Source organism: Pseudomonas morbosilactucae (assembly GCF_023241715.1).
Classification (GTDB): Bacteria; Pseudomonadota; Gammaproteobacteria; order Pseudomonadales; family Pseudomonadaceae; genus Aquipseudomonas; species Aquipseudomonas morbosilactucae.
Genome location: NZ_JALQCW010000007.1, coordinates 84,092 through 110,043 on the forward strand (window position 1 = coordinate 84,092; position 25,952 = coordinate 110,043).

The window sequence follows — 25,952 nt, forward strand, 5'->3', positions numbered from 1 at the left end:
GCGCCGGGCGCGCCAAACAAAACGCCCGGCCTGCGCGGGAAAGCGCAGGCCGGGCGTTGACGTGCCGGGGATAAGGGTCGGGGCTTAACGCAAGCCGCCGGCGCCACCCACTTTGCTCATGACGAAGCCGACGAACTGCTCCAGCGTCATCTTCTGGCCATTGAACTCCACTTGACCCGCGGCGTAGTGCAGCTTGGAGACGATGTCATTGCCTTCCAGTTTGGCCAGCTCGGTGCCCAGGGCCATGCTGCTGAGCATTTCCGCCGCCATGGTGCCTTGGTCGGCAGCGGCCTTGGCGTCGGTCACACCGTCTTGTTGCGCCTGCAGCGCGCCGAAGTCAGCAACCATCGGCTTGGACAGGATCACTTTGGCGTCCAGCTGGCTGATCGCTTGCTGGGCCAGGAGCGGCGTCGGCAGGTCCAGGGACTGCGGCTTGGCCAGGTCGATGACCAGGCTCACACGGCTTTCACCGCTACCGTTCTTCAGGGCCAGGCTTTCCAGGGCGACCTGCGGCTTGGCTTCCAGAACCTTGTTCACCGCAGCGCGTACCTTGGCTTCGTCGGCTTCGCTGATCTTCAGTTGCGGCGCCTCTTCACCCTGGGCTGCCGCTTCGGTGGCGGCCTTCTGGTAAGGCTGCAACAGGTTCTGGTAGATCTGCACCAGTTCCAGGCTGCCCTGGGTGTCGAAGTTCTTGAAGCTCCAGAGCATTTCAGCGGCGCCGATGACTTTGCCGTCCAGGGCGATCTCACCGACTTTGTAGTCGGCACGGCCGCCCAGAGTGGCGCCGGTTTCCTGGGTGGCGGTCTTCTGCTCGAAGTTCTTCAGGGTCAGCACCGACTGCTTCTCGCCGAAGGTGGCCTTGGTGGTGCTCAGCTCCAGGGTGTTCTGACCCAGGTAGTAGCCGAAGCTGCTTTTTTCCAGGTTGCTGGCCACGGTCAGGCCGTTGAGTTCAACCAGCACCGGCGGCTTGTCGGCGGCGGTGACCGACAGCTTGAGGCTGTCCATGTAACCGTCGACCTTGGCCTTCTTGCGCTCGTCGGAGGTGACAAAGTTGAGGTTCATGCCGGAGAACTTCAGGTTGGAGTTGGCGTCCATCGCCACGTCCACGGGGGCGAACTCCATGTTGCCGTCGGCAGAGAGGTCATAACCGACGTTGACGGCGCCCTTGAGCGGCGGCAGGTCCTTGGTGGCAGCGAACCACTTCTCGGTGGACGGGCTTTTTTCCAGCTGGTAGTTGCTGGTGGCCATGACCGGCAGCCACTTCAGGCGGATCAGGCGCGAAAACGGCAGCGGGCCGTGCTGGATGTGGTCGACGATCAGGAACTCGGCGTCGCCGTGGACCATTTCGCCCTGGGCCTTGAGGCGGTAGTGGGCAGTACTGCTGAGCAAGCCACGCTCCAGCGACACCAGTTCCAGGGAGGCGGTGAGGTCGTAGCCGATCAGCGACGATTGCATCTCTTTGTTGCTTTCGACGATCTGGTTTTTCAGGACCCCTTCCAGCTGGGTTCCGGTGTACCAGGCACCGCCGACACTGATTGCCCCGACCGCGACGACGATTCCTAACAGTACGCCTGCTGATTTATTCATGTTTGACCCGATCAATATCCGTTGTTTGAAGGTGTGCTGGTCTTCCCTGAACCCATGACGGGTTGCGGCTCGACTCCGCGTAAACCGGCGAAGCCTACCATTGGCGAAGGCCCCCGGCACAGTTCTGAATGGCTGAGAGGGAGCAGGCAGACAAGCGTTGGCCGCCGACCATGGTGCTCTCACGAGCGCCATCGCGGGCCGGCCAATGCCTGGGCAGAGTGGACCGGGGAGCGGGATGAAGCGCAATCAGCTGAATTCCAGTTCCAGGGCGTCGAGCTGGTGGTCAAAGCTCTTCAGACGCGCGGTCCAGGTGTAGACCAGCACTTCAAAGTCTCGGTCGATGACTGCGCCGCCCGGCAACTGGGCGCGCGGGTCACAAAAGTCCAGTTGATAGCGTTCGCGGGCCATGGCCGTAGCGACGTCGGACAGCTCCCGGGCATTGTTCAGCCAGTGACGCCCATCCGAGGCTTGCTGGTCGAGCAGGATGCACTGGCGCTTCAAGGCCTCCAGGCTCTTTTCCAGCGGGGTGCCGGTCAGTTCGCCCATCACTTCGGCGAAGGTTCGCCCGGGTTGCCAGTAGCTGCCCCAGAAGTAGCGATCAAAGACCGTCTCGACCCGTCGCAGGGCCACTTTGGTGTCCCAAATGGCCACCAGGGTCTTGCTCTGGTCGAGCTGGCGTTTTTTCAGTTTGTTGCCCTGGAACGAGGCCCAGGCCACGACCCCGATGGCCAGCACCGCGATCAACGCGCTGGCACTGTCGAGAAATACCAGGGCCATGTCGATCTGGTGGGCCAGCATGATGCCGTAGAAGTACGTTGCGGAGAGCAGCACCAGTGCACAGAGCAGGCACCAGAAGCCGGGAGCATAAGGGTTTTTCATTATTGGAATCCCCATGACCATCACATGCCTAGAGCGTTGGAGGGGGCGTCTCGCGCAAGGCGCTGTCCAACAGATCAAAGCATAGCAATGGCCTCAGGGTTTGCTGGCCGAGGAGCCTTGCGTTCGTCCGCTTTCCCAACCCCCGCCCAGGGCCAGGAACAGGTCGATCTGGCTCATGGCGACCTGGGTGTTGGCCGCCGCCAGTTGCGCGCGCATGTCGGTGTAGGTCCGGGTGGCCTGCAAGTCGGCCAGAAACGACACCCGGCCGGCCTGGAAGAAGCGGTGGGTCTGGTCCGCCGCCAGTTGCGCCGAGGCTTCGGCCTCGACCAGGGCGTCACGGCGTTGCAACTGGGCGCTGTACTGGGCCAGGCCAGTCTGGGTTTCGCGGAGAGCGTTGAGCACCACCCCGTCGAAGTGCGCCAGGGCGCCCTGGCTCATTGCTTCGGCCTGGTGGATCCGCTCGCGGGCGCCGTTGGACGGCACGCTCCAGCTAAGCAGCGGGCCAAAGCCCCAGCGATTGGTCGGCGCGGTGCCGAGGTTTTCGAGAATGCCGACGCTGCCCACGGTGGCGCCGATGCTGATGTCCGGGTACAGGGCGCCGATGGCCACGCCGATTTCGGCCGTCGCCGCCGCCAGGCGCCGTTCGGCCTGGCGCACATCGGGCCGACGCTTGAGCAGCGCTGCGCCGTCGCCCACCGGCAGCAACTGAGCGATGTGCGGCAGCTCGGCGCAACTGGATGTGCCCACCGGCAGTTGCTCCACCGGTTTGGACAGAAGCATCGACAGGCGGAACAGCCCGGACTGACGCGCCGCCTCATAACGCGGCAACTCGGCGCGCAGGGACTTGAATTGGGTTTGCGAACGGGTGACCTGGGTCTCGTCGCCGCGCCCGGCGTCGCGCAGGCGCTGGGTCAACTGGGTGCTCTGGGCTTGCAGGTCGAGGGAGTGCTCGGCAATTTCCCGCTCTTCATTGGCGGCGCAGATTTGCGTGTAGGCCCGCACCACGTCTGCCACCAGGGTGATGCGTGCGGTGTCGGCGGCAGCCTGGGTCGCGTCGGCATTGGCCTTGGCCGCCTCGATCCCGCGCTGCAGGGTGCCGAACAGGTCGAATTGATAGGACGTGCTGATGGCAATGTTGCCGACGTTGGCCACCGGCACTTTTTCGGTCAACAGAAAGGCCTCGCCGGACTCCTGCAAGCGCTCGGCGCCGGCCTTGACCCCGCCGCTCCAGCCACCGGCCGCCTGGGCCTCGTCGACCTGGGCTCGGGCCCGCGCCAGGTTGGCCGCAGCCACCCGCAGGTCCGTGTTGGAGGCCAGGGCCTGCTGCACCAGCTGGTCCAGACGCGGGTCTTGATACAGCCGCCACCAATCGCCGGGCACCGGCGCCGAAACCACGTTGGGGTCCTGGGTCGCCAGTTGACCTTGCAGGTCATCGCGCTGCACGGCGGCATCGGCGGGCAGGTGGTAATCCGGGCCGACCGTCTGGCAGGCCGACAACAACAGACCGAGGCCAGCCAGCGTCCAACGCGCAGCGGGGTTCATTGCGCCGGCTCCGACGGTTTGCGGTCGTCGATGATCGACACTGTGGCGGTGCGCCCGGCGATCATGCGGAAATCCGTCGGTACATCATCAAAGGCGATGCGCACCGGGATACGCTGGGCCAGGCGCACCCAACTGAAGGCCGGGTTGACGTTGGGCAGCAGGTTGGAGCCGCTGCTGCGGTCACGGTCCTCGATGCCGGCGACGATGCTTTCCACGTGCCCGCGCAAACGCGCTCGGTCGCCGACCACGCGGATGTCCACGCTCTGGCCGACGTGAATGCCGTCGAGCTTGGTTTCTTCGAAGTAGCCGTCGATATGGAAGGAATGGCTGTCCACCACCGACAACACCGGACGCCCGGCGGTAACGAACTCCTGGCTGCGCGGCGCGCGGTCGTTGACGTAGCCGTCCACCGGGCTGCGGATCACCGAACGGTCTAGGTTGAGTTGGGCGCTGTCCACCGTCACCTGGGCTTCAGCCAGGGCCGACTGAGCGCGGGCCTCGCGGGACAGGCTTTCTTCCAGTTGCTCACGCGGCACCAGGTTGCCCAGGCCGCGGTTGCGCTTGGCTTCACGCTGGGCCTGGGCCAGGGTTTCCTGACGATCGGCCAGCGCCGCCTTGGCTTGGCGCAGGGCCAGTTTGAAGCGGTCCTGGTCGATGCTGAACAGGACCTGGCCGCGCTTCACCCATTGGTTGTCACGCACCTCCACTTGCTGGATCAGCCCGGACACGTCCGGGGCGATCTGCACGATATCGGCACGGATGTGCCCATCACGGGTCCAGGGCGCGAACATGTAGTACATGACCATGCGCCACACCACCACCACGGCGAAGGTCACCACCAACAGCGTCAGCACCACGCGACCGAGGGTCAAAAAAGGTTTTTTCATGTCATCAGGTACCGACTGAGTGAGTCCACGGCGCCAAGCAGCAAAGCGTAGAGCCCTACATTGAACAAAGCCCGGTGCCAGACCAGACGATAAAAGTGCAAGCGCGTGAGCACCCCGTGCACCAGCAGGTACAGGATGTAGGTGATGCCCATCAGCACCAGCAGGGTGGGCAGGAACACCCCGCTGATATCCAGATCACCGATCATAAGGGCGCTCCATCGATGCCATGGGGAAGGGGTTCCTCGAGTTCAGCGCCACCGACGAATTCCACCCCCGGCAACAAGGCCAGGCGCAGGCCACTGAGGGCGTGCAGCAAGTGCAGGCGACTCTCGCCGTCGTCGTGGCCGGCGGCATTCAGGGCGCGACGGCTGCGGTCCAGGGTCATCAGCAGGCCGGTGGGTGCGGGCAGGCGTTCGCCGGCCTTGAGACAGGCCTTGAAGTAATCGCCCACCTCGCCCACCACCTGACGCAGCAACGCCTGGGCCGGACCGTGCACCCGCGGCGCGTAGGCCAGCAGGTCCAACAGGTTCAGGGCCACCCGCAGCTCGCGCAGCGCCACGCCGGTGTCTTGCCCGGTCATGGCCAGGCGCGGCAGGTGCTGCATCAGCCGGTCGAGCATCTGCACCCCCAGGTGTCGATGCTCGGCCAGGGTCGCAGGTTCCGTGAGGCCGACAATGTCGCGCCAACTGAAGCGAGTCAGGCGCTTGGCCGCCAGCTCCGAGCCGAAGGGCCGGGCGATCAGGGTCCAGACAAAAGCGAACAGCAGGCCCATGGGCCCGGCCAGATTGGAGTTGGCAAAACTCAGGAAGTCGGCGTCGTAGGCGCCCTGGATGCTGATAAAGGACGAGGTATTGACGATGGTCAGCAGCATGCCCAGGTAAAAACGCGGCTGCACGGTCAGGGTGCCGACGCAGATAAAGGGCACGGCGAACGCCAGCACCAGCATGGGGAAGTCGTGCAGGTTGGGCAGGATCAGAAACAGGTAGAGGCTGGCGAACAGCACGGACATCGCGGTCCAGAAAAAGAACCGATAGATCTGTGGCGCCGGGTCGTCCATGGAGGCAAAAAAACTGCAGGCCACGGCAGCAAGAATCACCGCACTGCCGCCGTCGGTCCAGCCCAGCAGAATCCACAGCACCGAGGCGGCGATGATCGCGGTGATGGTGGACGCCACGGAATAAAGCATCAGCCCGCGATCGAGGAAGGGGCTCAGCCGGCTGAGGCGCCAATGGCGATAGACGGCGCGCCACGGGGCCTGGCTTTCACACTGGATGGCGTGCTGTAGGCTGCGGCAGTCCTGCCACAGGTCGATCCATTCGCCGAGGCGGTACAGGGCGTTGGAAAACAGCAACTGGCGGCGGTCGTCCAAGGCTTCGGGGCTGGGCTGCAGGGCTTCAAGCTGTTCACGCAAGGCTTGCCAGCGCGCCACCGAGGCATCCTCGGCACTGGCCTGCAACCACTGCTCGGTGCGGGCCAGGAGCGGCGCCATCTGCTGCACCAGTTCCGGCGTGCGGCGCTCCAGGGCGTACAAGGCGTCGTCCAGGGCGTCCACCACCGGCAACAGGTGGATCATGCGCCCGCGCAGTTCCTTGGTATTGCGCACCGTCTGCGGTCGCGCGCCTTCGTGGGGCAACTGGCCGATCATCAATTCCAGGCTGTTGAAGGTGGCGACCATGGCGCCGCGCAAGGCACTGACTTCCTCGGGTTGCACCTGGCGGCTGAGAAAGCGCTGACTGTAAGTGGCAGCGTCGGCAAACCACTTGCCCGCCGAGTCGACGAACACCGGAGCCAGACGCCGAGGCCAGAACAGGCTGCCGACCACCGCCGCGCAGACGATGCCGAGAAAGATCTCCTCGGTACGCGCCTCGGCCACATCCCAGACCGCCAGGGGGTTGTCCACCACCGGCAGGGCGATCAACGGCAAGGTGTATCCGGCCAGCATCAGCGCGTAGCTGTTGGCGGTGCGCAGGTGCAGGGAAAGGAACAGCAGGACCCCAGTCCACAGGGCGACGATCACCACCAGCACATAGGGACTCTGCACAAACAACGGCACGAACAACACGGCCGCGGCGCCCCGATAAACGTGCCCACAGCGCGGTACAGCGCCTTGGACGTGGTGGGGCCGACAAAGGGGCTGGAGACGATGTACACCGTGGCCATGGCCCAATACGGACGAGGCATCTGCATCAGCATGGCGATGTACAGGGCGATCATCGACGCGGCAAAAGTGCGCACGCCGTAGAACCAGTCACGCGCCGGGGGCACGCCGGTAAAGAAGCCGTTCAAGAGCCGGTCACCGGCAGCGGGCCGGCCGATTCGAAGGCGCGAATCACCCGCAACGCGGCTTCCAGGTCTGACGGTGCGATGCCTTCCAGAACTTCACGGCGCAGGCGCACCAGCTCCGTTTCCACCGCCTGCACCAACTCGCGACCGCTGGCGGTGAGGCTCAGGCACTTGGCCCGGCGATCATTCGGGTCTTCGCTGCGACAGACGTAGCCGGCGTTGCAGAGTTGATCCAGCAGACGTACCAGGGACGGGCTTTCCATCCCCGCCGCCTGGGCCACGGTGACCTGGCGCACACCCTCGCCCAGGCGCCCGATCATCAACAGGGGCACGGCGCAGGCTTCGGAAATACCGTAGTTGACCAGGGTGGTCTGGCAGATCCGCCGCCAATGCCGGGCGGCGACCACCATGCCACTGCTGATGTTCATCTGGAGCGCTTCGAGGGTGCTGGACACAAGACTGTTCACACACTGTTAGTTTGCTAACTATCAATATGTCATTGGCGAATAAATTCAGTCAAGTTTTGTAACAATTACCCAGTGCGGGTCATCAGGCGCTTATCCCGGAGCGCGCCTCAACGCTTCTTCGCCCGTTCGTACACGGCTCCGCGTTCGCGTTTACCAACAGTGACGACCGACACCACCACGCGCTCGTCGATCACTTGATAAACCAGTCGGTAGCCCGACGCCCTGAGCTTGATCTTGTAACAGTCAGGCAAACCATGCAGAGCATCGGCAATAACTCGAGGCCCCTCAAGACGCTCCGCGAGTTTCTTCTTGAATTGCTCACGAAGCGTGTGCCCTAACTTGTCCCACTCCTTGCGCGCCGAAGGCAGGAACTCAAGCCTATAAGTCATCCAGGCTTACCGGAACAGGCGTCTCATGGCTCCTGGCTCGAACGATCTGCGCCAACTCCAAATCATCCAGACGCTCCATCAAGGCTTCAAAAACCTCAGCAGGCACCATGTAGCCCATGACGCGATTGTGGTTCAACACCGCTACAGGCCCGCCTTGGGCGCTGCTCAAGACAGCGGATGGGTTCTTCTTCAATTCAGAGACGCTGACGGCTTTGTCAGCCAGAATGCTTTGCATATTATCGACCTCAATTAAGGTCGTTATTTTGGTCTAAATACCTCATATCAACAACCTGCACTTATCCGCCTCCCCGCCCCTTCCTCAACAACACATCCAATTGATCCACCACCTCCGCCCAGTCCGCGTCGTCGAGCACTTCTTCACGCAGGAATTGCGCCTGGCTCGGGCTCCAGAAAAACGCATCCGCCAAATGCAGCTCGGGCTTGAGCGGCGAATGGGTGGCGATAAAACGATCGATGCTCACCGGGTCGTCGGCCAGGCCGAGCTGTTTGAACAGGGATGGCAAGCTGTGGGTCGGTGATTCCATGGGGCCTCCTTGATCATCGGGGTACGGGGCTGTCAGTCAGTGGCTGAGTTCACAGACTTGGGCGTGGGGCACCATTTTCAGGTACTGCTCCATGCTCATGTGCACCAGGTTGTGGTGGTTGCCCGCTTCTACGTAAATGTCCTGCTGCCGGGTCAACAAGGGGTCGATCAGCATGTCCAGGCCATAGGATTCGCCCAGGGCCGGCACCGCGCCGCGCTCACAGTCGTTGAACAGATGGGCCAGGGTACTTTCCCGGGTCAACTGCCACTCGCCGCTGCCGCGAACCTTGCTCAAGTCCAGGTGCCGGCTGGCGGGCAGTACCGCCATCAGGTAATGACCGTGACGGTCGTCGAGGATCACCGACTTGGCCACCCGCTCGGCGGGAATACCCGCGACCCGCGCCGTCTCCAGGCTGCTGGCCGAATGGGGGTGGGTCACCAGATCAAATTGGCAATGGGCCTGTTCCAGGCTGCGTTGCACCGTTTTTGCCATGCGCATGATGCACCTCGCGACCCTGAATCCGCTTCAGGGCAATGGTGGGCTGTGTCTTCAGTCTAGGTCGGCCAACCCGGCCCAAGGCCATTAACTTCCGAACGGCAGCGCCGTTATTGGCTGTACAAAATTCAACCAGCCCGGGCTCAACTAGACTCAACCCATAGAGCCAATCAACGAACCCCAAACGCGGTGCGTGACTCTCCAGGAGGGTCAGATGAACAGGTGCGGGTGGCGGACATGGCTGCTGGCCGGGCTGATCGGGTTGTCGAGCGTTCAGGCCTGGGCCGCGGCCCCGGTGGTGGTGCTGACGCTCAACGGTGTCATCAGCCCGGCCAGCGCCGACTACGTGGTGCGCGGCCTGAACCGGGCGGCCGAACAACAGGCGCAATTGGTGGTGATCGGCATCGACACCCCCGGCGGGCTCGACACCTCGATGCGTACCATCATCCAGGCGATTCTCGCCAGCCCCGTGCCAGTGGCCACCTACGTCGCCCCCAGCGGCGCCCGGGCTGCCAGTGCCGGCACCTATATCCTCTACGCCAGCCATATCGCCGCCATGGCCCCGGGCACGAACCTGGGCGCTGCCACACCGGTGCAACTCAATGCCGGGCCCGCTCCATCACCCAGCGACTCGGCGGGAGAGACCCTGACGCACAAGCAGATCAACGACGCCGCTGCCTACATCCGTGGCCTGGCGCAATTGCGCGGGCGCAACGCCGACTGGGCGGAACAAGCGGTGCGCCAGGCGGCCAGCCTGTCGGCCCAGGAAGCCCTGAAACTCAAGGTGGTGGATTACCTGGCGGACGATCTCGGCGCCCTGCTCAAACAGCTCGATGGCAAGCCCCTGAACGCTGCGGGCCATGAAGTGCAACTGCACACCCTGGGGGCCGCGCTGATCCACTACGACCCGGACTGGCGCGGCCAGGTGCTGTCGGTGATCACCCACCCCAGCGTGGCCCTGGTTCTGCTGATGCTGGGTATCTACGGTCTGTTCTTCGAGTTCGTCAGCCCTGGCACTGCGGTGCCCGGGGTGCTGGGCGGGATCTGTCTGCTACTGGGGCTCTACGCCCTGCAACTGCTGCCGGTGAACTACGCCGGCGTGGCCCTGATCCTGCTGGGCATCGCCTTTATGGTGGCCGAGGCCTTCCTGCCGACCTTCGGGGTGATCGGTTTCGGCGGCATCATTGCCTTTGTCGCCGGCGCGGTGATGCTGATGGACACCGACCTCCCCGGCTATGGCATCCCCCTGCCCTTAATCGTCGGCCTGGCGGTGATCAGCGCGGTGCTGCTGGTGGCGCTGGCGAGCATGGCCCTGGGCGCGCGCAAGCGCCAATTGGTCAGCGGCGATGCGGGCCTGGTGGGCAGCCACACCACCATCACCCAGGTGCAAGCGAACAACGCCTACAACGGCTGGGTGCAGTTGCAAGGTGAAAACTGGCAGGTGCTGAGCGCCACGCCCCTGAGCCCCGGGCAGGGGGTGCGGGTGGTGGCGCGCAAAGGGCTGCTCTTGGAAGTGACGGCAGCCCCGGCGGCGCCGCGAGGAGGATGACATGTTCATGCAATTGCTGTTCGGTGCGCTGCTGGCGCTGTTGATCGCGCTGGCCGCCTCGACCTTTCGCATCCTGCGCGAGTACGAGCGCGGCGTGGTGTTTCAGCTCGGGCGCTTCTGGCAGGTCAAGGGGCCGGGGCTGATCCTGCTGATTCCGGTGGTGCAGCAGATGGTCCGCGTCGACCTGCGCACCGTGGTGCTGGATGTGCCGCCGCAAGACGTGATCACCCGCGACAACGTCTCGGTCAAGGTCAACGCCGTGCTGTACTTCCGCGTGCTCGACCCGCAGAAGTCGATCATCCAGGTGGAGGACTTCCTCATGGCCACCAGCCAACTGGCGCAAACCACACTGCGCGCGGTGCTGGGCAAGCATGAGCTGGATGAACTGTTGGCCGAGCGCGAGCGCCTTAACGTCGATATCCAGCAAGTGCTGGACGCCCAGACCGACGCCTGGGGAATCAAGGTGGCGAACGTTGAGATCAAGCACGTGGATCTCAACGAATCCATGGTTCGCGCCATCGCCAAGCAAGCCGAGGCCGAACGCGAACGGCGGGCCAAGGTGATCCACGCCGAAGGGGAATTGCAGGCCTCGGAAAAACTCATGCAAGCCGCCGAAATGCTCGGGCGCCAACCCGGGGCCATGCAGTTGCGCTACATGCAGACCCTGGGGGCGATTGCCGGCGACAAGACCTCGACCATCGTGTTTCCGCTGCCCATCGAGTTGCTCAAGGGCATGGCCGACCTGTCTTCCAAACCCTGACCCAAAGCGGGCCGCCCTGCCCCTTTAACCGGCGTGGCAGACACCGGCCCGGAGCACCGCTGGCGCCGGGCAGATCAGCATCAAGCGCGCCCGCACATTGCCCGCGGCAAACTCATTGGTGGCGTGCCAGCCCGCTGGCAACGGGGCGAACTCATCCGGCTGGTCCTCGGTGCTGATCAGCCAGACCCGGCCGCTGCCGGTCGGCAGTGACGCCAGGTGGTCGACATAGATGTGGTCCGCCTGCTGATCCACCAGGGTGCCGAAACCATAGGTGTTGGGCCGGCTGGACAGGCCGTTGGGCAAGGGCGGCGTATACAGCAGCGGCTCGGCACCGGTGCGGTTGTAATACACGTAACTCAGGTACCAGAGCAGGTCGCTGATGACGATCCGGTCCCCCGGCCGGTACTGCGCATTCACCTGCTCGACCATGACATTGATCTGGTCATTCACGTCCACCTCGGTGTTGTTCTTCAGCCCCACGCCCTCGACCCCGAGGAACACCAGCAGCAAGGCCACGGCCAGCCACCGGCGGCGTTCCAGCAGGGCGTCGACAGCCATCGCGACCAGCAGCGGCAGGCCCAGGGCATAGGCGGTCAGGTAGCGTTCGATAAACACCGGCGAGAGGAACGACACGGCAAAAATCAGCAGCAGCGGCACCAGGCTGTAGCTCACCAACAGACGCTGCAGGCGCAGAGGCGAGTCGTCGCGCCAGGCCACCCAGCCGCTCACCAGCAGCATCGACAACGGCAACCCCAGGTACAGCGGCCCGGGTAGCCCTTCGCCCTCATCCTGGGTCAGCAACTGCCAGACCATGGATGGCAACGACCCAAGGTCGACCGCCGGTTCCCAGCCCACATCGCCATTGGCCTTGAGCTGATCGAGGTGCTGCAGCAGGTCCACCAGCCCCGGCAGCCAGGGCAGGAACAGCAGGACAATCCCCACGTTGGCCAGCCACCAGCCGGGCCGGGTGATCGGGCGCGGGGTCAAGGAGCCCGGGATCATCGCCAGGTACAGCCAGTGGGCCAAGACGCAGAAGGTGGTGAAGTAATGGGTGTAGAACCCCAGGCTCATCAGCAACCCGTACATCACCAGGTAGCGCTGGCGTTGCGGCTGACGCAGCCAATACACCAGGGCGATGGTCGCCCCCAGCAGCCACACGCCGAGCAAGGCGTACATGCGCACTTCCTGGCTGTAGCGCACCGCCGTGGGCAGCAACGCCAGGAGCACGCCGGCAAGGACCGCTGCACGTCGGGTGGCCAGCAGCCCCACCAGCCACACGCCCAGGCCGACCGTGACGATGCCCGGCAAGGCACTGAACAGACGGACTGAAAAGATCCCGTCGCCAAACAGCTCGACCCAGCCGTGCAGCGCCACGAAATACAACGGTGGATGAACATCGTGAGCCGCGTGGAACCAGATCTCCCCGAGGGAATACTGGCTGAGCAACAGGCTGGAACCTTCATCGCCCCAAATGGCCGCGTCCGTGAGGCCATAGCAGCGGGTCAGCGTCGCCAGCGCCAGGATCGGCAGCAGCCCATAGTCGAGCGCCAGCCGCCAAAGCCCTTGGAAGCCCCGAGGCTGAAGCGCCAGCGGCCGACCGGCCAGTTCCGCTGCTCTAGGCAATTCCATCCGTTCCCCCGTCGCTCAGGCATGGGCCACAGCATCTTCTTTTGCCGGAAAAACCGCAAAGGCCAGCCGTCTGCCCACGGTTCCGGAAAACGCTGCCTCGATCCCATCACAAAGCGCAGCGACAGCCGCCCTGACCCGGCCCTGGCTTCTGTATGATTCGCCACATTCTCGGCCCATCGAATTCACCGCTGTGCGGATTAAGGACAATTCATGCGTATCGGTCTTCTGCCCTCCCTGACCCTGGCATTGGCTTCCCTGCTGAGCAGCCAGGCCCACGCCAGTTCCGACGACATTTGTTACCCGACGTGGAGCCTGGTCAAGAACCGCCTCGACGCGTGCAGCAACCTGGTGTCCCTCAACCCGGGCAACGACAGCCGGGTCAACCTGCGCCTGTTGCTGGCCGACCTCGGCTCCTTGCCGCTGGCGCCCCGCGCGCTGAGCGAGGACAACCTGACCCAAGGCTTCGGCCCGGTGCCTTTTGACCTGTCGCGACTGAGCCCGGTGGCCGCCGATGGCGAGCAGAATGAGTCCGCCCCCACCGACAACGGTCAGCTCAACACCTTGTTGGCCGGCCTTCAGGTGCGGCGGGAAAGCAACGAGAACGCCGGCGATCAATTCCTCTACGGGGAAGGCAGCCGCTGCCGCAGCAACTCCGAAACCAGCGCCCTGGCCTTTGTCGAGCACGTGACCCAGGCCGACCTGCCCCAGGCTGAACAACGCACGCTGGCGCAAAGCCGGGTCAATCTGTTGACCGCCTGCCAATGGGACACCGCCCAACAAGGCGCGCTGTTGCCGACAGGCATCGAGTCGGCCACGGGCAAAGCCTTCGCCACCTACCTGCAAGGCGCTGCCGATTTCTACAGCGGGCGGTTTGCCGAGGCCAGCCAGGCCTTCACCGCCCTCAAAGACAGCAGCCAGCCCTGGCTGAAAGAAACCGCGTCCTACATGGCCGCGCGTACCCTGCTGAACCAGGCCCAGCAAAATGCCTTCGACGAGTACGGCTGGCTGAAGGCAGACCAGGTGGACCAGAGCGGCATGCAGCAGGCCGAAGCGGGCCTCGTTGCCTACCTCGAGGCCTACCCCCAGGGCGTCTACAGCGTCTCGGCCAAGGGTTTGCTGCGGCGCACCCACTGGCTGAGCGGCAACACCGAGGCCCTGGCCAAGGACTACGCCTGGCAGTTGGCACAAAAGGACGACAACCTGCGCAACCAGTCCCTGGATGAGTTGGTGGAGGAAGTCGATAACAAGCTGCTGATGAGCGCCAAGCAACCGTTGCAGGCGCCACTGCTGCTGGCGGTCAAAGACCTGATGGCCATGCGCAGCCAGCCTGAACCCAGCCTGACCCGCGCCGCGCTGCTGGAACAGCAGGCCAGCTTCGCCCAGCAGCCGGTGCTGTATGCCTACCTGCAAGCGGCCTTCAGCTTTTACGTTGAGCAGAAGCCGGACGCGACGCTGAAACAACTGCCCGCCGAACTGCCGGCCAGCCTTGATTACCTGGCCTTCAGCCAACATACCCTGCGTGGCCTGGCCCTGGAAGCCAAGCAAGACTGGAAGGCCGCCGCCGAGCTCTGGCAGCAACTGCTGCCCCTGGCCACACTGCCGCTGCAACGGCAACAGCTGGAACTGGCCCTGGCGATGAACTACGAACGCAGCGGGCAACTGGCCAAAGTGTTTGCCGCCGACTCGCCCATCGGCACGTCCCAGGTGCGCGCCTTGCTGCTGCGCCAAGTGGCGGGCGCCGACCTGCTGCGGCAACAGGCCGAACAGGCCAGCGACCCGGTGGAGCGCAGCAGCGCCCTGTTCGTCCTGCTCTACAAAGACCTGATGCGCGGCCAATACGCGGCGTTCGCTGAAGACCTGCAACGCCTGCCCACGCCACTGCCCCAGGAAAAGCTCGGGGCCAACCTGGGCTACGTCTACAACGACGGTCCCAGCCTGGCGCTGTTCAGCTGGCATGGCGAAGAGCCGGACGACGGCTATCGCTGCCCGAACATCGCCACCAGCGCCGCGGCCTTGCAACTCGACCCGAAGAACCCCCAGGGCCTGAACTGCCTCGGTGATTTCATCCGCCGCAACGACCTCGACGGCATGCCGCTGGATCAACAGCCCGACGCCGGCACCCTGGGCAGCACCGCCTCGGCCTTCAAGGGCAAGGTGTTCTCGCGCCTCGACGGCTATCAGCAAGTGATCAACAACCCCAAGGCGCCGCGCAATGACCGCGCCTATGCGCTGTACCGAGGCATCTACTGCTACGCCTCCTCGGGCAACAACCGCTGCGGCGGTGCCGGGGTCGAGCTGGCGGTGCGCAAGGCCTGGTTCCGACAGCTCAAGGGCAGCCTGGGCGATACCCAGTGGGCCAAGTCCCTGCGCTACTACTGGTAGCCCATGACGCGCCTCGGCTGTTGCCTGCTGCTGTGGCTGGGCCTCGCCGTCGGTGCCCAGGGCGCGGTGGACGCCCGCGAACACGACGCCTTCTGGCTGTGGAGCGGGGTCCAGCCCCAGCCGGTGCTGGCCCAGGCCAAGACCCTGTACATCCTCCAGGGCCAAGTCAGCCAGTCACGTCGGCACCCGGAACAGGGCGTGCGCCTGATCGCCCAGGGCGTTTCGGTGCCGCGCCTGCGCCAGGGTGACATCTGGGTGGTGTATCGCGCCCACACCCTGGCCTGGCCAGAAGCGGTCTATGAGCAATTGCTGGGGCAAGTGGAGCGTTGGCAAGCCGCAGGCAACCCCGTGGTGGGGGTGCAGATCGACTTCGACGCCAACACCCGCGAACTGGAGCGCTACGCCGACTTCCTGCGGGACCTGCGCCAGCGCCTGCCCGCGCAATACCGCCTGAGCATCACCGGCCTGATGGACTGGGGCAGCCACGGCGACCCGCAAGCCATCAGCCAGCTCAAGGGGGTGATCGATGAAGTGGTGGTGCAGACCTACCAGGGCCGCCACAGCATCCACAATTACGCCGCCTACCTGCCGCGCCTGGATCGCCTGGGCCTGCCGTACAAGGTCGGCCTGGTGCAGGGCGGCGCCTGGCAAGAACCCCAGGCCCTGCGCGATAGCCCCTGGTTCAGGGGCTATGTGGTGTTTCTGCTGAACCCGCAATAAGCGCGCTTACCAGTCGTAGGTCAGGCTCGACAGCACGGTCCGGCCTTCACCGTAGTAGCAGTCCACGTCACTTCGGCAGAGGTCGACATAGGTCTTGTCTTCCAGGTTCTTCACGTTGAGCGCCAACTTCACGCCCTTGAGTTGCAACGGCGATTTGCTCAAGTCGTAGGTCACCGCCGCATCCAGCACCGTGTAGGACGGAATCTGAAACGCGCCCGCATAGTCAGTGCCATAGCTGCTGCGCACATAGCGCGCGCCCAACCCGGCACCCAGACCAGCCATCGGGGTGTCACCCAGCAAGGTGTAGTTGACCCAGAGCGCCGCCGTCAGCGGCGGGCTGCCGGCCGGGTGGCGACCCTGGCGACCCGAATCATCCTTGGTGTACTTGATGTCGTTGCGCGACAACGAGCCGATCACTTCCAGGGCCTCGCTGAGGGCCGCCTTGCCTTCCAGCTCGAGGCCGACGGAACGCACCGCGCCGCTCTGATCGCTGAACATCGTTCCCGGGATCGAATTCAGCACGTTCTCTTGGTCCAGGTGATAGGCCGATATTTGAACAAAGCTCTCCTGCCCCGGCGGCTGGTACTTGATGCCCACTTCATACTGACGGCCGGTGGACGGCTCGAAGGCTTTGAAATCGGCATCGGTGCCACTCAACGGCAGGAAGGATTCCGAGTAGCTGACAAAGGGCGCCAGGCCGTTATCGAACAGGTAGACCAGGCCGGCACGACCGCTGAAGGCTTCATCCTTGCCGCCGCTGCGCGTCTTGGCCAGCACCACTTCGTTGTCGGTCTTGGCCCAGTCGTAGCGCCCGCCGAGTACCAGCACCCAACGATCGAGCTTGATCTGGTCCTGCACGTACAGGCCGGTCTGGTTCACCGTGTTGTCCCAGCGATAGAGGCCGGTGAAGTCCAACGACTGGCCGTAGGTCGGGGTGTACAGGTCGATGATCGGCGGGGTGCGGTCGTACTTGCCGGCGAACTGGGAGTTGAAGCGGTAGTAGTCCAGGCCGACCAGCAGGGTATGTTTCAGCGCCCCGGTGTCGAACTCGGCCTGGGCGATGTTATCCACCCCCAGCACTCGGTTGTGCTGCTTCCAGTCCACGCCATATCGGGTCATGTAGCGCTGATCGTTGGCGCCCGTCACCGGGTTGGCGACAAAGCTGTAGCCGTGCAAAGGCGCACGGAAGTGGTCGTCGACATCGGCGTAGCGGGCGTTCTGCTTGAGGGTCCAGGTCTCGTCAAGACGATGGGACAGCTCGTAGCCCAAGACAAACTGATCGCGGTCATAAGCGTTGACCCCCGGCTCGCCAAGGAACAGGTCGCGGTCGATCTTGCCGTTGACGGTGGACACCAGGGTGCCGATCCTCGGCAGCCCCTGGGCTTCAGGCACGTCATTGTCTTTCTGGTATTGGCCGAACAGGGTCAGGCTGGTGTCGTCATTGGGCCGCCAGGTCAGGCTGGGGGCGATGAGCTGACGTTTCTGCTCGGCGTAATTGACCTCCGACTGGCTGTCGGTGACCCGGCCGGTGAGGCGATAAAGAAACTGCCCTTGCTCGTCCAGCGGCCCGCCCAGGTCAAGGGACACGCTCTTGTGGTCGTAGGTGCCAGCTTCCAGCACCACTTGGTGCAACGGCGTCTCGGTGGGGCGCTTGCTGACCATGTTGACGATCCCGCCGGGCTGGTTCTGCCCGTACAGCACCGAGGCCGGGCCCTTGAGCACTTCGATGCGCTCCAGAGTGTAGGGATCGATCTGCAGGGCGCCGCCGGTACTGCCGCCGCCGTAAGGCAGGTGCAGGCCGTCCAGGTACAACGGGGTCGGCGAGAAACCGCGCGAAGTCGGCTCATCGAAAACCTTCACCCGGTCGGCAAAACCGCCGCCGGTCATGCCCGGCGTATAGCGCAAGGCTTCGGTCACACTCATAGCGCCTCGGGCTTTGATCTCGCTCGCCGTGACGACGTTGATGGTCTGGGGAATTTCCACCAGGGCCGAGTCGGTCTTGCTCCCGGTGGCGCTGCGCTTGGCGACAATGCCGGCCACCGGCCCCCAGGCACTCTCCTCCACCTGGGCGGCGCTGACCTGGGTCGCGCCCAGTTGCAGCGGACCGTCCGCGGCCTGAGGTTGCAACATCCAGCCGTTACCCGCCTGCACGGCCTGCAAGCCGCTGCCCGCCAGCACGCGCTGCAAACCCTGGGCAACCTCGTAGCGCCCTTGCAGGCCGTCGCTGCGCTTGCCTTCGGTCATTTGCGCGTCCACCGACAACAGGATGCCCGCCGCACTGGCGAAGCGGTTCAGCACTTGGTCGAGGCTGCCGGCAGCGATGTTGTACTGGCGCGCTTCGGTCTGGCTGGCCGTGTCGGCCTGGGCCAGGCCCGGCAACACCGGAGCGACGGCCAGCAGGCTGAGGAACAGGCCACGACGTACGGCGGCGCTCAAGGTCTGGGTGGTGGATGTGGCGTGGTAAGGCATTCCGGAACTCCCCATGAGAATGCGTCTTGATCGACTTTCAAGAGGTATCCCGAGCGGGGCAGCAAAACCGACAAAGGCCAGGCGAATTATTTTTTCCGCTCTCAGCCCCGGGCCTTGAGGGTCACCCAATAGCGGGTCACGGCGTGGGCGCGCACCGGCAACGAGCGCTCCAGGGCCTGGATAATCGCGTCGTGGTCATCCAGGGGGAACACCCCGGTCAGCAACAGGTTGGCCACCTGCGCATCACAGCGCAGCACCCCGGCGCGGTAGCGCGAAAGCTCGGCGATAAACTGCCCCAGCGGCTGGCGCTCGGCGATCAAACGCCCCTGGCTCCAACTGCTGGCGTTGGGGTCCAGCGCCTGCCTGGCGCCCACCTGATGGGCGTTGAACCACAGCCGATTGCCGGCCTGTAGCTCCACCACCGGCGCCTGCCGGGGGCTAATGCGCAACGCACCTTCGTAGAGGTCGACCCGGGTGCCGCCCTCCAGGTCGCGCACGGTAAAGCGCGTGCCCAGGGCCTGGATATCACCGGCCGGGGTCTCGACAATCAGCGGCCGCGACGGGTCCTGGCCGCTGTTGAGCTGGATCTCGCCACGGATCAGCCGAATGCGCCGTTCGCGGGCGCTGTAGAGCACGTCAATGGCGCTGTCGCTGTTGAGGTCCAGGCGGGTGCCGTCGCTCAAGGTCAGGTGGCGGATTTCCCCGGTGGCGGTGTGCTGCCCGGCAAACGCCGCGCGCCACGGCTGGCTGCCTTGGACCAGGTAACCGCTGCCACCGGCCACCAACAGCAGCCCCAGCAACTTCAGGGCCGAGCGGCGCTGGCGGTCGGGCAAGGCCTTGAGCACCACCCGGGCGCTGTCGGCGGGCACGTCACCCAAGGTCTGCTGCAGTTGCTGCAGACGCAGCCAGGCCCGTTGATGCTCGGGGTGAGCAGTCTGCCAGCGGGCGAACGCCAAGCGTTGCTGATCATCGAGTTCACCGCCCCAATGCAGCATCAACCATTCACTGGCCTGCTCGACGATTTCGGGGGCGATGGGCGCGTCGTGGGTCGCTCTCATTCTTCGTAGACCACCTGGTAGCAAGCCTGGATCGCCCGAATCATGTACTTCTGCACCGAGCTGACGGTCACCCCCAGGCGCTCGGCGATCTGCGCGTAGGTCAGGCCCTCGAACTGCGACAGGACAAAGGCCTGGCGCACCTTGTCCGGCATGCGGTCGAGCATGGCGTCGATCTGCATCAGGGTTTCGAGGATCAGTGCCCGGGTCTCCAGGGACGGCGACTCCGGTTCGGGCAAGTGGGCGATGCTTTCCAGGTAGGCCCGCTCGATGCGCAGCCGACGCCATTGGTCGATCACCAGGTTGCGGGCGATTTGCGCCAGGTAGCTGCGGCTTTCCAGGGGCCCGGGAAAGCGCCCCGAAACCAGGAGCCGCAGAAACGTGTCCTGGGCCACGTCCGCCGCGTGCTCGCGATCCCCCAGGCGTTTGCGCAACCAGCCCTGCAACCAGCCATGGTGGTCAAGGTAAAGACGCTGGACCTGAGCGTTGCCGTCAGTGGTTGCTGCCATGGAAGGGAACCGTGTGCATGATTGAGAGCAATTATCATTACACTTTTGCCAACTTCCAGGCAAAGCCCGTTTTCAGCGAACCGCCACTGGCGCCTGCAACGGGTACACCGACTCCCAGCCGCCACCCAGCGCCTTGTACAGGCCGACCATGGACAGGGACACGGCGGTAGAGCTTTCCACCCATTGCTCCTGGGTCGTCAGCAAGGCGCCTTGCACCGTGAGCACGTTGACGAAATCCACCACCCCTTCGACGTATTGCTGTTGCGCGGTGCTCAGGGCGATGCGGTTCTGCCGCACCGCTTCGGCGAGGCTGTCGCGGCGCAACTGGTTGGCGTTGTAGCGGGTCAGTTGATCGTCGATTTCATGCCAGGCCCGAAGCACGGTCTGTTGATAGGCCACGGCCGCTTCCTGCTGCTGGGCTTCACGCAGTTGCAGCATGCCGCGCAGGCGTCCGCCGTCGAACAACGGCAGGCTGAACTGCGGGCCGATGCCGAACTGACGTGAACTCCAGGAGCCGAAATCCGCCAGTTGCAGGGCCTGAGTCCCGAGGTTGCCCGACAGGGTGATGCGGGGATAGAAATCGCCCTTGGCCACGCCGATGCTGGCAGTGGCGGCATGCAAGCGCGCCTCGGCCTGGCGGATGTCCGGGCGGCGCTCGGCCAGTTGCGACGGCAAGCCAATGGCCACTTCGCGCGGGGTCTGGGGCACCGGCGCATCGGCCGCCAACTCGGCATTCAGCGCCTGGGGCGCCTCCCCCATGAGCAGGCTCAGGGCGTTGATCAGTTGCGCCTGGCGCTGCTGCAAATCCGGCAGGCGCGCCTCGATGGTCGCCACTTGCGCGGCGGCTTCGGCCACGTCCAGGTCAGTGGCCACGCCGTCGGCCAGGCGCAGCTGGGAGAGCTTGAGGCTGTGGCGCGCCACGTCCAGGTTCTGCTCGGTCACGGCCCGGGTGCTCTGCACGCCACGCAACTGGATGTAGTCCTGGGCGGTTTCCGCCAGCACCGCCAACAACACGCCACGGCGATCGTTTTCCGCCGCTTCCAGGTTGGCGTCGGCGGCTTCGGTTTCGCGCCGTACCCGGCCCCACAGGTCCAGTTCCCAGGAGGCCGAAAAGCCCGCTTCCCACAGATTGAAGGCGGACTTGCCGCTGTTGCCCGACGGGTCGTTCAGGCCCTCGGCGCTGTTGCGCTTGTGGGCATAACCGCCAGTGGCCGCGGTGCTCGGGTATTCCTCGGCGGTGATCACCTGGCGCGCTGCACGGCTCTGTTGCAAACGGCTGCTGGCCAGTTGCAGATCGAGGTTATCGGTCAGCACCCGGCGGCTCAGGGCCGAGAGCTGGGCGTCATGGAACACGTCCCACCAACGTTCCTGCATGGCGCCGTGCACGGCCTGGCTGGCACCTTGCTGCTGCGGCATCGACCAATGGCCGGCCTGCGGACCTTCGGGGCGCTGGAAATCCGGGCCGACGCTGCAGGCGGACAGGGCCAGCACACTCAGCAACAACAGCGAGCGACGCCCGCCCATGGCGTGTACAGGGTTCATCGCTGGGTCACCTCGCGTGCACTGTCGGCGCCGCGACGGGTGTCGACCCGGGCCTCCACCGACATCCCCACCCGCAGGCGCTCGGTCAGCGGTTGGTTGGCGTCCAGCAGGATTTTCACCGGAATGCGCTGCACCACCTTGGTGAAGTTACCCGTGGCGTTGTCCGGCTTGACCGCCGCGAAGGTCACCCCGGTGGCCGGCGCCAGGCTTTGCACATGGCCTGACAGCGTCTCGCCGCCGAGGCTGTCGACCTGCACCTGCACCGCTTGCCCGGCGTGCATGTCGGTGAGTTGGGTTTCCTGGAAGTTGGCCACCACGTAGGCCTGCTCCAGGGGCACCACGGCGAGGATCTTGCTGCCCGGGGTGACGTAGGCACCCACCCGCACCGCGCGCTCACCGACCATGCCGTCCACCGGCGCCACGATGCGCGTGTAGGACAGCTCGTAGCTGGCCATCTCCAGGGCCGCCTGGGCGCGCTTCAAGCCACCTTCGGCAGCGTCACGCTGGGCACTGAGGATGTCCACCTGCTTGCGCTCGGCCGCCAGCACCGCCGTGGCATTGGCCAGGCGTGCATTGGCCTGGTCGATGCGGGTACGCGCCTGCTGGGCGTTCTGCACCGTGCCGGCGCCCACACCGGCCAGGTGGTTGTAGCGGTTCAGTTCATGCTCGGCGAAGTCGCGCTCGGCCTTGGCCGCCACGAGGGTGGCCTGGGCCTGGGCAATCACCGAGACCTGGCGTTCCAGGGTGGCCTGGGTGTTCAGCAACTGGGCCTTGGCCACCAGGGTTTCGGCATCGGCGGCCTGGGCGGCGGCGCGCAGGTCGCGGTCGTCGATCAAGGCCAGCAATTGCCCAGCCTTGACCTGCTGGTTGTCCTCCACCAGCACCTCTTTGATAAAGCCCGCGACCCGCGGCGCCACCAGGGTGTAGTCGGCGGCGACGAAGGCGTCGTTGGTGCGTTGTTCGGACGCCTTGCCGAACAGGCCCGGCACCAGCCCATAGAGCAGCGCGCCGACAGCCACCAGCGCGCCGACGGCAATGGCCACTTTGTGTGTGTTTTGGGTTGTCATAAAAACCTTCCGTCTCAGTGAGCGTTCAAGTCGGTGCGCGCGGTGGATAGACCCGCGTCGGCAGCCAGAAAATCAACAGGATCAGCACCGCCGCAATGCCGGCCATGCACAGGTAGAGATCGGCCGAGGTCAGCACCACGGCCTGCCGGTGCAGGCGCTGGGCCAACCCTGCAGCATCGCCGGCGGCCAGGGGGGAGTTGCCCAGGCGGTCCACCAGCATGGTCGAGTGGAAATGCAGGCGGTGGGTGGTGAGCACGTCCAGCACGCCGGTGGCGATCACCGCCGACAGGCCCTTCACGGTGTTGAACCAGGCCGAGGCAAACGGCCCCTCGATCGGCTGGATGCTGCCCGTGGCGAGCATCAGCAGCGGCAGCACCGCCATGGGCTGGCCAAAGATCTGCAGCAGTTGCAGGACGTAGAAATCGTCGCGGATCCACACCGAGGTCAGGTGCGTACCGCCCAGGCACGACAGCACCAGCATCGCCAACCCGATGCCCAGCACCCAGCGGCAATCGACCCAGCGCAAGTTGCACAGGGCAGCCACCAGCGGCAGGGCAATCAACTGCGGCAGCGCCATGACCAGCATCACCGGCGCGGTCTGCAGAGGTCGGTAACCCTGAACCTGAGCCAGGTAGCTGGAGGGAATGATGATCACCGCGGTCAGCACCACCAGCACCCCGGCCAGGGTCAGCAGGGCAAACGACAGGTTACGGATGCCGAGCATCTGCAACTTGAAGAACGGGATCGGCTGCGACCATTCGTTGATCAGGAACAGCACCAGCAACACCAGGCCGCCGACCAGCAACACGCTGATCAACGGCGAGGTGAACCAGTCCAGCCGATTGCCCTGGAGGATGCCGATCACCAGCATGCAGATCGCCGGAAACCCCAGCAGCAGGCCGCGCCAGTTGAACTGCTTGAAACGCTCCAGGCGCAGCGGGTCCTGGGGCAGGCCGTAGGCCACGGCGCCCATGGCCAACAGACAGGGTGCCACCACTTGCCAGAACGCCCACTGCCAACCCACGTACTCGGTCCACAGCGCCGCCAGGGGGGTGCCCAGGCTGGGGCCGAAGGTGGCGGTCAGGGCGTAGCCGGCCAGGCCGTAGAGCTTGACGTTGGGCGGCAGAAAACGCAGGGCCACGGTCATCAGCATCGGCGGCAGCGCACCACCGGCCAGGCCCTGCAAGGTGCGCAACAGCAGCAGGCTTGGGTAATCCGGGGCAAAGGGGCACAACACCCCCAGCAGGGTGAACAGGCCAATGGCGCAGAGGGTGAAGCGGCGCAGGGAAAAGGTCACCCCGCACCAGGGTGCAAAGGCCATGGCGGCCACCGAAGTGGCGGTATAACTGGCCACCAGCCAAGTGCCTTCGTCATAGCCGATGGCGAGGGCACCACGGATATCCGCCAGGGCGATCTTGGTCACCATCTCGTTCAAGCCGGACACCAGCACCGCCAGCAACACGCCCACCAGGCCAATGATGATGCGCGGGCCGAAGGTCGGCGGGGCGATGACGGCCGGCTTGCTCGCGGCTTCCAGGGAAGCGGGCGCGGCGGCGAGGGAACTCATGAAGGGATGACTCCGGCTTGGAAATACCGAAGCATTTTAAGAAGCGCCACTGCTGACGAAAACTGACTTATCGACAGCTTATAAGTGCACCAGACGCAACAATTACCCCGCCCCCCCACTGTAGGTTCTGGCTTGCCAGCGATGGCGTCCGCAAGATCGCTATCGCCGGCAAGCCGGCTCCTACGGGAAGACGATCGCGGTACCGGAGAAAGGATGGGCAAGCCCGAGAGGGCTGTAGGAGCTGGCTTGCCAGCGATGGCGTCCGCAAGACCGCTATCGCCGGCACGCCGGCTCCTACGGAAAGTGCCAGAGAGGGCGGGCGGGGCTCAGGTGGGTTGGGCTTCGTGCCAGGTTTCCTGGCAGCAGGTGCGCAGGGTTTCGCGGAACCATTTGTGGGCCGGGTCTTTGTCGTAGCGCGGGTGCCAGGCAGTGGTCAGCATCAGGGTCGGCAGGGCGATGGGCAGGGTAAAGGCCCGCAGGCGCAAGCCTAGGCGAGTCACGCTGAGCAGGGTTTCCTTGGGCACCGGCAGGATCAGGTCCGAGTCGGGCAGCATAAACATCGCGGCATGAAAACTCGGGGCAATCAGCGGCACCCGGCGTTGCAGGCCGAGTTCGGCCAGGGCAGCGTCGATGGGCCCGCGCGCGATGCCGCGTCGCGACATGCTGATATGGGGATAAGCGGCAAAGCGCTCGGCGTTGATCTCTTCGTCCAGCAGCGGGTGATCGTCACGGACCAGGCCGACGAAGTGGGTGGAAAACAGGTTCTGCACCTTCACTTCCGGGGTCAGCGGCCGGGTGTTGCTGATGTGCAAGTCAATGCGGCCTTCGCGCAGGGCCTCGTCATCGGCGTCGCCTTCGGGGACGAAGCGCAGCTCGCACAGCGGTGCCTGACGCTCCAGGGTGTCGATCAGCCGCCCGCCGTAGACGCCGACGAAAAAGTCGTTGGCACGCACGTTGAAGCGACGCTGCAGGGCATGCAGGTCCACCTGGTCCGCCGAGCGAAACACCAGCGCCGCCTGCTCCACCACGTCCCGCACCTGGCTGCGCAGCTCCAGGGCCTTGGGCGTGGGCACCAGGCCACGGCCGGCGCGCACCAGGATCGGGTCGCCCAGGGCCTCGCGGATGCGGGTCAGGGTGCGGCTCATGGCCGCTGGGCTGAGGTTCATGCGCCGTGCGGCGCCGACCACGCTGCCCTCGTCGAGCAAGGCGTCGAGGGCCACCAGAAGGTTCATGTCCGGGAGTTGCATGCTGAGCACTCGTGGCTGATCGGGAATGATCCGGACGCAATGCTAGCAGGCTTGTGGCTCAGAAAGAGGGCTGCCATGACCGTAGGAGCCGGCTTGCCGGCGAACAGGCCCCCGAGCCGGATGCAAACCTGGAGGACGCCTTCGCTGGCAAGCCAGCTCCTACGGTTGGGGGTGAGTCCGGTGGGGGGCCGTTCAGCGCTGCATGCCCCAGCGTTTGACGGTGACGCGCTCCAAGGTGTCGAACACCAGGTTTTCCACCAGCAGGCCGATGAGGATCACCACCGCCAGCCCGGCGAAGACTTTGTCGGTGTAGAGCTCGTTGCGGTTCTGGAAGATGTACCAGCCCAGGCCGCCCTTGCCACTGGTGGCGCCGAACACCAGT

General features: G+C 64.9%; 22 protein-coding genes and 2 pseudogenes. 4 read left to right on the plus strand and 20 right to left on the minus strand.

The features are described 5' to 3' along the window. Positions 1–84 precede the first annotated feature (84 nt). The 11 genes and pseudogenes from M1B34_RS04390 to M1B34_RS04440 form a co-directional block, all read right to left on the minus strand. Positions 85–1,587, minus strand: coding sequence for a YdgA family protein (locus M1B34_RS04390; RefSeq protein WP_268264532.1), 1,503 nt, complete (start codon positions 1,585–1,587; stop codon positions 85–87). Positions 1,588–1,833: 246 nt separating this feature from the next. Beyond that, positions 1,834–2,466 (minus strand): NADH:ubiquinone oxidoreductase subunit N, encoded by a 633-nt coding sequence (locus tag M1B34_RS04395; protein ID WP_123328854.1) that lies wholly within the window; start codon positions 2,464–2,466, stop codon positions 1,834–1,836. A gap of 93 nt (positions 2,467–2,559) precedes the next feature. Next, the gene (locus M1B34_RS04400; RefSeq protein ID WP_268264533.1) at positions 2,560–4,008 is read right to left on the minus strand and encodes an efflux transporter outer membrane subunit; all 1,449 of its coding nucleotides are present in this window, start codon (positions 4,006–4,008) and stop codon (positions 2,560–2,562) included. Further along, the gene (locus M1B34_RS04405; RefSeq protein WP_268264534.1) at positions 4,005–4,895 is read right to left on the minus strand and encodes an efflux RND transporter periplasmic adaptor subunit; all 891 of its coding nucleotides are present in this window, start codon (positions 4,893–4,895) and stop codon (positions 4,005–4,007) included. Before M1B34_RS04405 ends, M1B34_RS04400 begins: the two co-directional genes overlap by 4 nt. Further along, positions 4,892–5,101: a DUF1656 domain-containing protein gene (locus M1B34_RS04410; protein WP_268261818.1), complete on the minus strand. Its 210-nt coding sequence runs from the start codon at positions 5,099–5,101 to the stop codon at positions 4,892–4,894. Before M1B34_RS04410 ends, M1B34_RS04405 begins: the two co-directional genes overlap by 4 nt. Next, positions 5,098–7,181, minus strand: a pseudogene (locus tag M1B34_RS04415) (FUSC family protein). Before M1B34_RS04415 ends, M1B34_RS04410 begins: the two are co-directional and overlap by 4 nt. After that, positions 7,178–7,606, minus strand: coding sequence for a MarR family winged helix-turn-helix transcriptional regulator (locus M1B34_RS04420; RefSeq protein ID WP_123329873.1), 429 nt, complete (start codon positions 7,604–7,606; stop codon positions 7,178–7,180). The pseudogene M1B34_RS04415 and the gene M1B34_RS04420 overlap by 4 nt, the downstream one beginning before the upstream one ends. Positions 7,607–7,752: 146 nt before the next feature. Continuing rightward, positions 7,753–8,034 (minus strand): type II toxin-antitoxin system RelE family toxin, encoded by a 282-nt coding sequence (locus M1B34_RS04425; RefSeq protein WP_123328849.1) that lies wholly within the window; start codon positions 8,032–8,034, stop codon positions 7,753–7,755. Further along, positions 8,024–8,269, minus strand: coding sequence for a type II toxin-antitoxin system prevent-host-death family antitoxin (locus tag M1B34_RS04430; RefSeq protein ID WP_123328848.1), 246 nt, complete (start codon positions 8,267–8,269; stop codon positions 8,024–8,026). Before M1B34_RS04430 ends, M1B34_RS04425 begins: the two co-directional genes overlap by 11 nt. 61 nt (positions 8,270–8,330) lie before the next feature. Beyond that, entirely contained in the window at positions 8,331–8,579 is a 249-nt protein-coding gene (locus tag M1B34_RS04435) for a DUF2789 domain-containing protein (RefSeq protein WP_268261817.1), read from the minus strand. 36 nt (positions 8,580–8,615) lie between these two features. Beyond that, positions 8,616–9,077, minus strand: coding sequence for an aminoacyl-tRNA deacylase (locus M1B34_RS04440; RefSeq protein WP_268261816.1), 462 nt, complete (start codon positions 9,075–9,077; stop codon positions 8,616–8,618). A gap of 211 nt (positions 9,078–9,288) precedes the next feature. Here M1B34_RS04440 and M1B34_RS04445 point away from each other — a divergent pair, with 211 nt between their 5' ends. Both M1B34_RS04445 and M1B34_RS04450 read left to right on the plus strand, forming a co-directional pair. Further along, entirely contained in the window at positions 9,289–10,623 is a 1,335-nt protein-coding gene (locus M1B34_RS04445) for an NfeD family protein (protein WP_268264535.1), read from the plus strand. A gap of 1 nt (position 10,624) precedes the next feature. Next, positions 10,625–11,383, plus strand: coding sequence for a slipin family protein (locus tag M1B34_RS04450; protein ID WP_123328844.1), 759 nt, complete (start codon positions 10,625–10,627; stop codon positions 11,381–11,383). Positions 11,384–11,407: 24 nt separating this feature from the next. On the opposite strand, the gene M1B34_RS04455 is transcribed toward M1B34_RS04450, so the two are convergent. Continuing rightward, positions 11,408–13,012: a glycosyltransferase family 39 protein gene (locus M1B34_RS04455; RefSeq protein WP_268264536.1), complete on the minus strand. Its 1,605-nt coding sequence runs from the start codon at positions 13,010–13,012 to the stop codon at positions 11,408–11,410. Between the two features lie 210 nt (positions 13,013–13,222). Here M1B34_RS04455 and M1B34_RS04460 point away from each other — a divergent pair, with 210 nt between their 5' ends. Next, positions 13,223–15,394, plus strand: a complete 2,172-nt coding sequence (locus M1B34_RS04460) for a PA5441 family protein (protein ID WP_268264537.1) — start codon at positions 13,223–13,225, stop codon at positions 15,392–15,394. 3 nt (positions 15,395–15,397) lie between these two features. Then, complete coding sequence (locus tag M1B34_RS04465) at positions 15,398–16,114, plus strand: DUF3142 domain-containing protein (RefSeq protein ID WP_425273491.1); 717 nt, start codon at positions 15,398–15,400, stop codon at positions 16,112–16,114. Positions 16,115–16,120: 6 nt separating this feature from the next. Here the strand turns inward: M1B34_RS04465 and M1B34_RS04470 are convergent, their stop codons facing one another. The 8 genes and pseudogenes from M1B34_RS04470 to M1B34_RS04505 all read right to left on the minus strand — a co-directional run. After that, positions 16,121–18,583, minus strand: coding sequence for a TonB-dependent siderophore receptor (locus M1B34_RS04470; RefSeq protein ID WP_268264538.1), 2,463 nt, complete (start codon positions 18,581–18,583; stop codon positions 16,121–16,123). Between the two features lie 101 nt (positions 18,584–18,684). Beyond that, positions 18,685–19,641: a FecR domain-containing protein gene (locus M1B34_RS04475; protein ID WP_123328839.1), complete on the minus strand. Its 957-nt coding sequence runs from the start codon at positions 19,639–19,641 to the stop codon at positions 18,685–18,687. After that, positions 19,638–20,147: a sigma-70 family RNA polymerase sigma factor gene (locus M1B34_RS04480; protein ID WP_123328838.1), complete on the minus strand. Its 510-nt coding sequence runs from the start codon at positions 20,145–20,147 to the stop codon at positions 19,638–19,640. The genes M1B34_RS04475 and M1B34_RS04480 overlap by 4 nt, the downstream gene beginning before the upstream one ends. Positions 20,148–20,219: 72 nt before the next feature. Beyond that, the gene (locus M1B34_RS04485) at positions 20,220–21,689 is read right to left on the minus strand and encodes an efflux transporter outer membrane subunit (protein ID WP_268264539.1); all 1,470 of its coding nucleotides are present in this window, start codon (positions 21,687–21,689) and stop codon (positions 20,220–20,222) included. Beyond that, entirely contained in the window at positions 21,686–22,756 is a 1,071-nt protein-coding gene (locus tag M1B34_RS04490; RefSeq protein WP_268264540.1) for an HlyD family secretion protein, read from the minus strand. Before M1B34_RS04490 ends, M1B34_RS04485 begins: the two co-directional genes overlap by 4 nt. 25 nt (positions 22,757–22,781) lie before the next feature. Continuing rightward, positions 22,782–24,323: an MFS transporter gene (locus M1B34_RS04495; protein WP_123328835.1), complete on the minus strand. Its 1,542-nt coding sequence runs from the start codon at positions 24,321–24,323 to the stop codon at positions 22,782–22,784. Positions 24,324–24,649: 326 nt separating this feature from the next. After that, positions 24,650–25,570: a LysR family transcriptional regulator gene (locus M1B34_RS04500; RefSeq protein ID WP_123328834.1), complete on the minus strand. Its 921-nt coding sequence runs from the start codon at positions 25,568–25,570 to the stop codon at positions 24,650–24,652. A gap of 192 nt (positions 25,571–25,762) precedes the next feature. Next, a pseudogene (locus M1B34_RS04505) lies at positions 25,763–25,952 on the minus strand (ABC transporter permease); the annotation flags it as partial.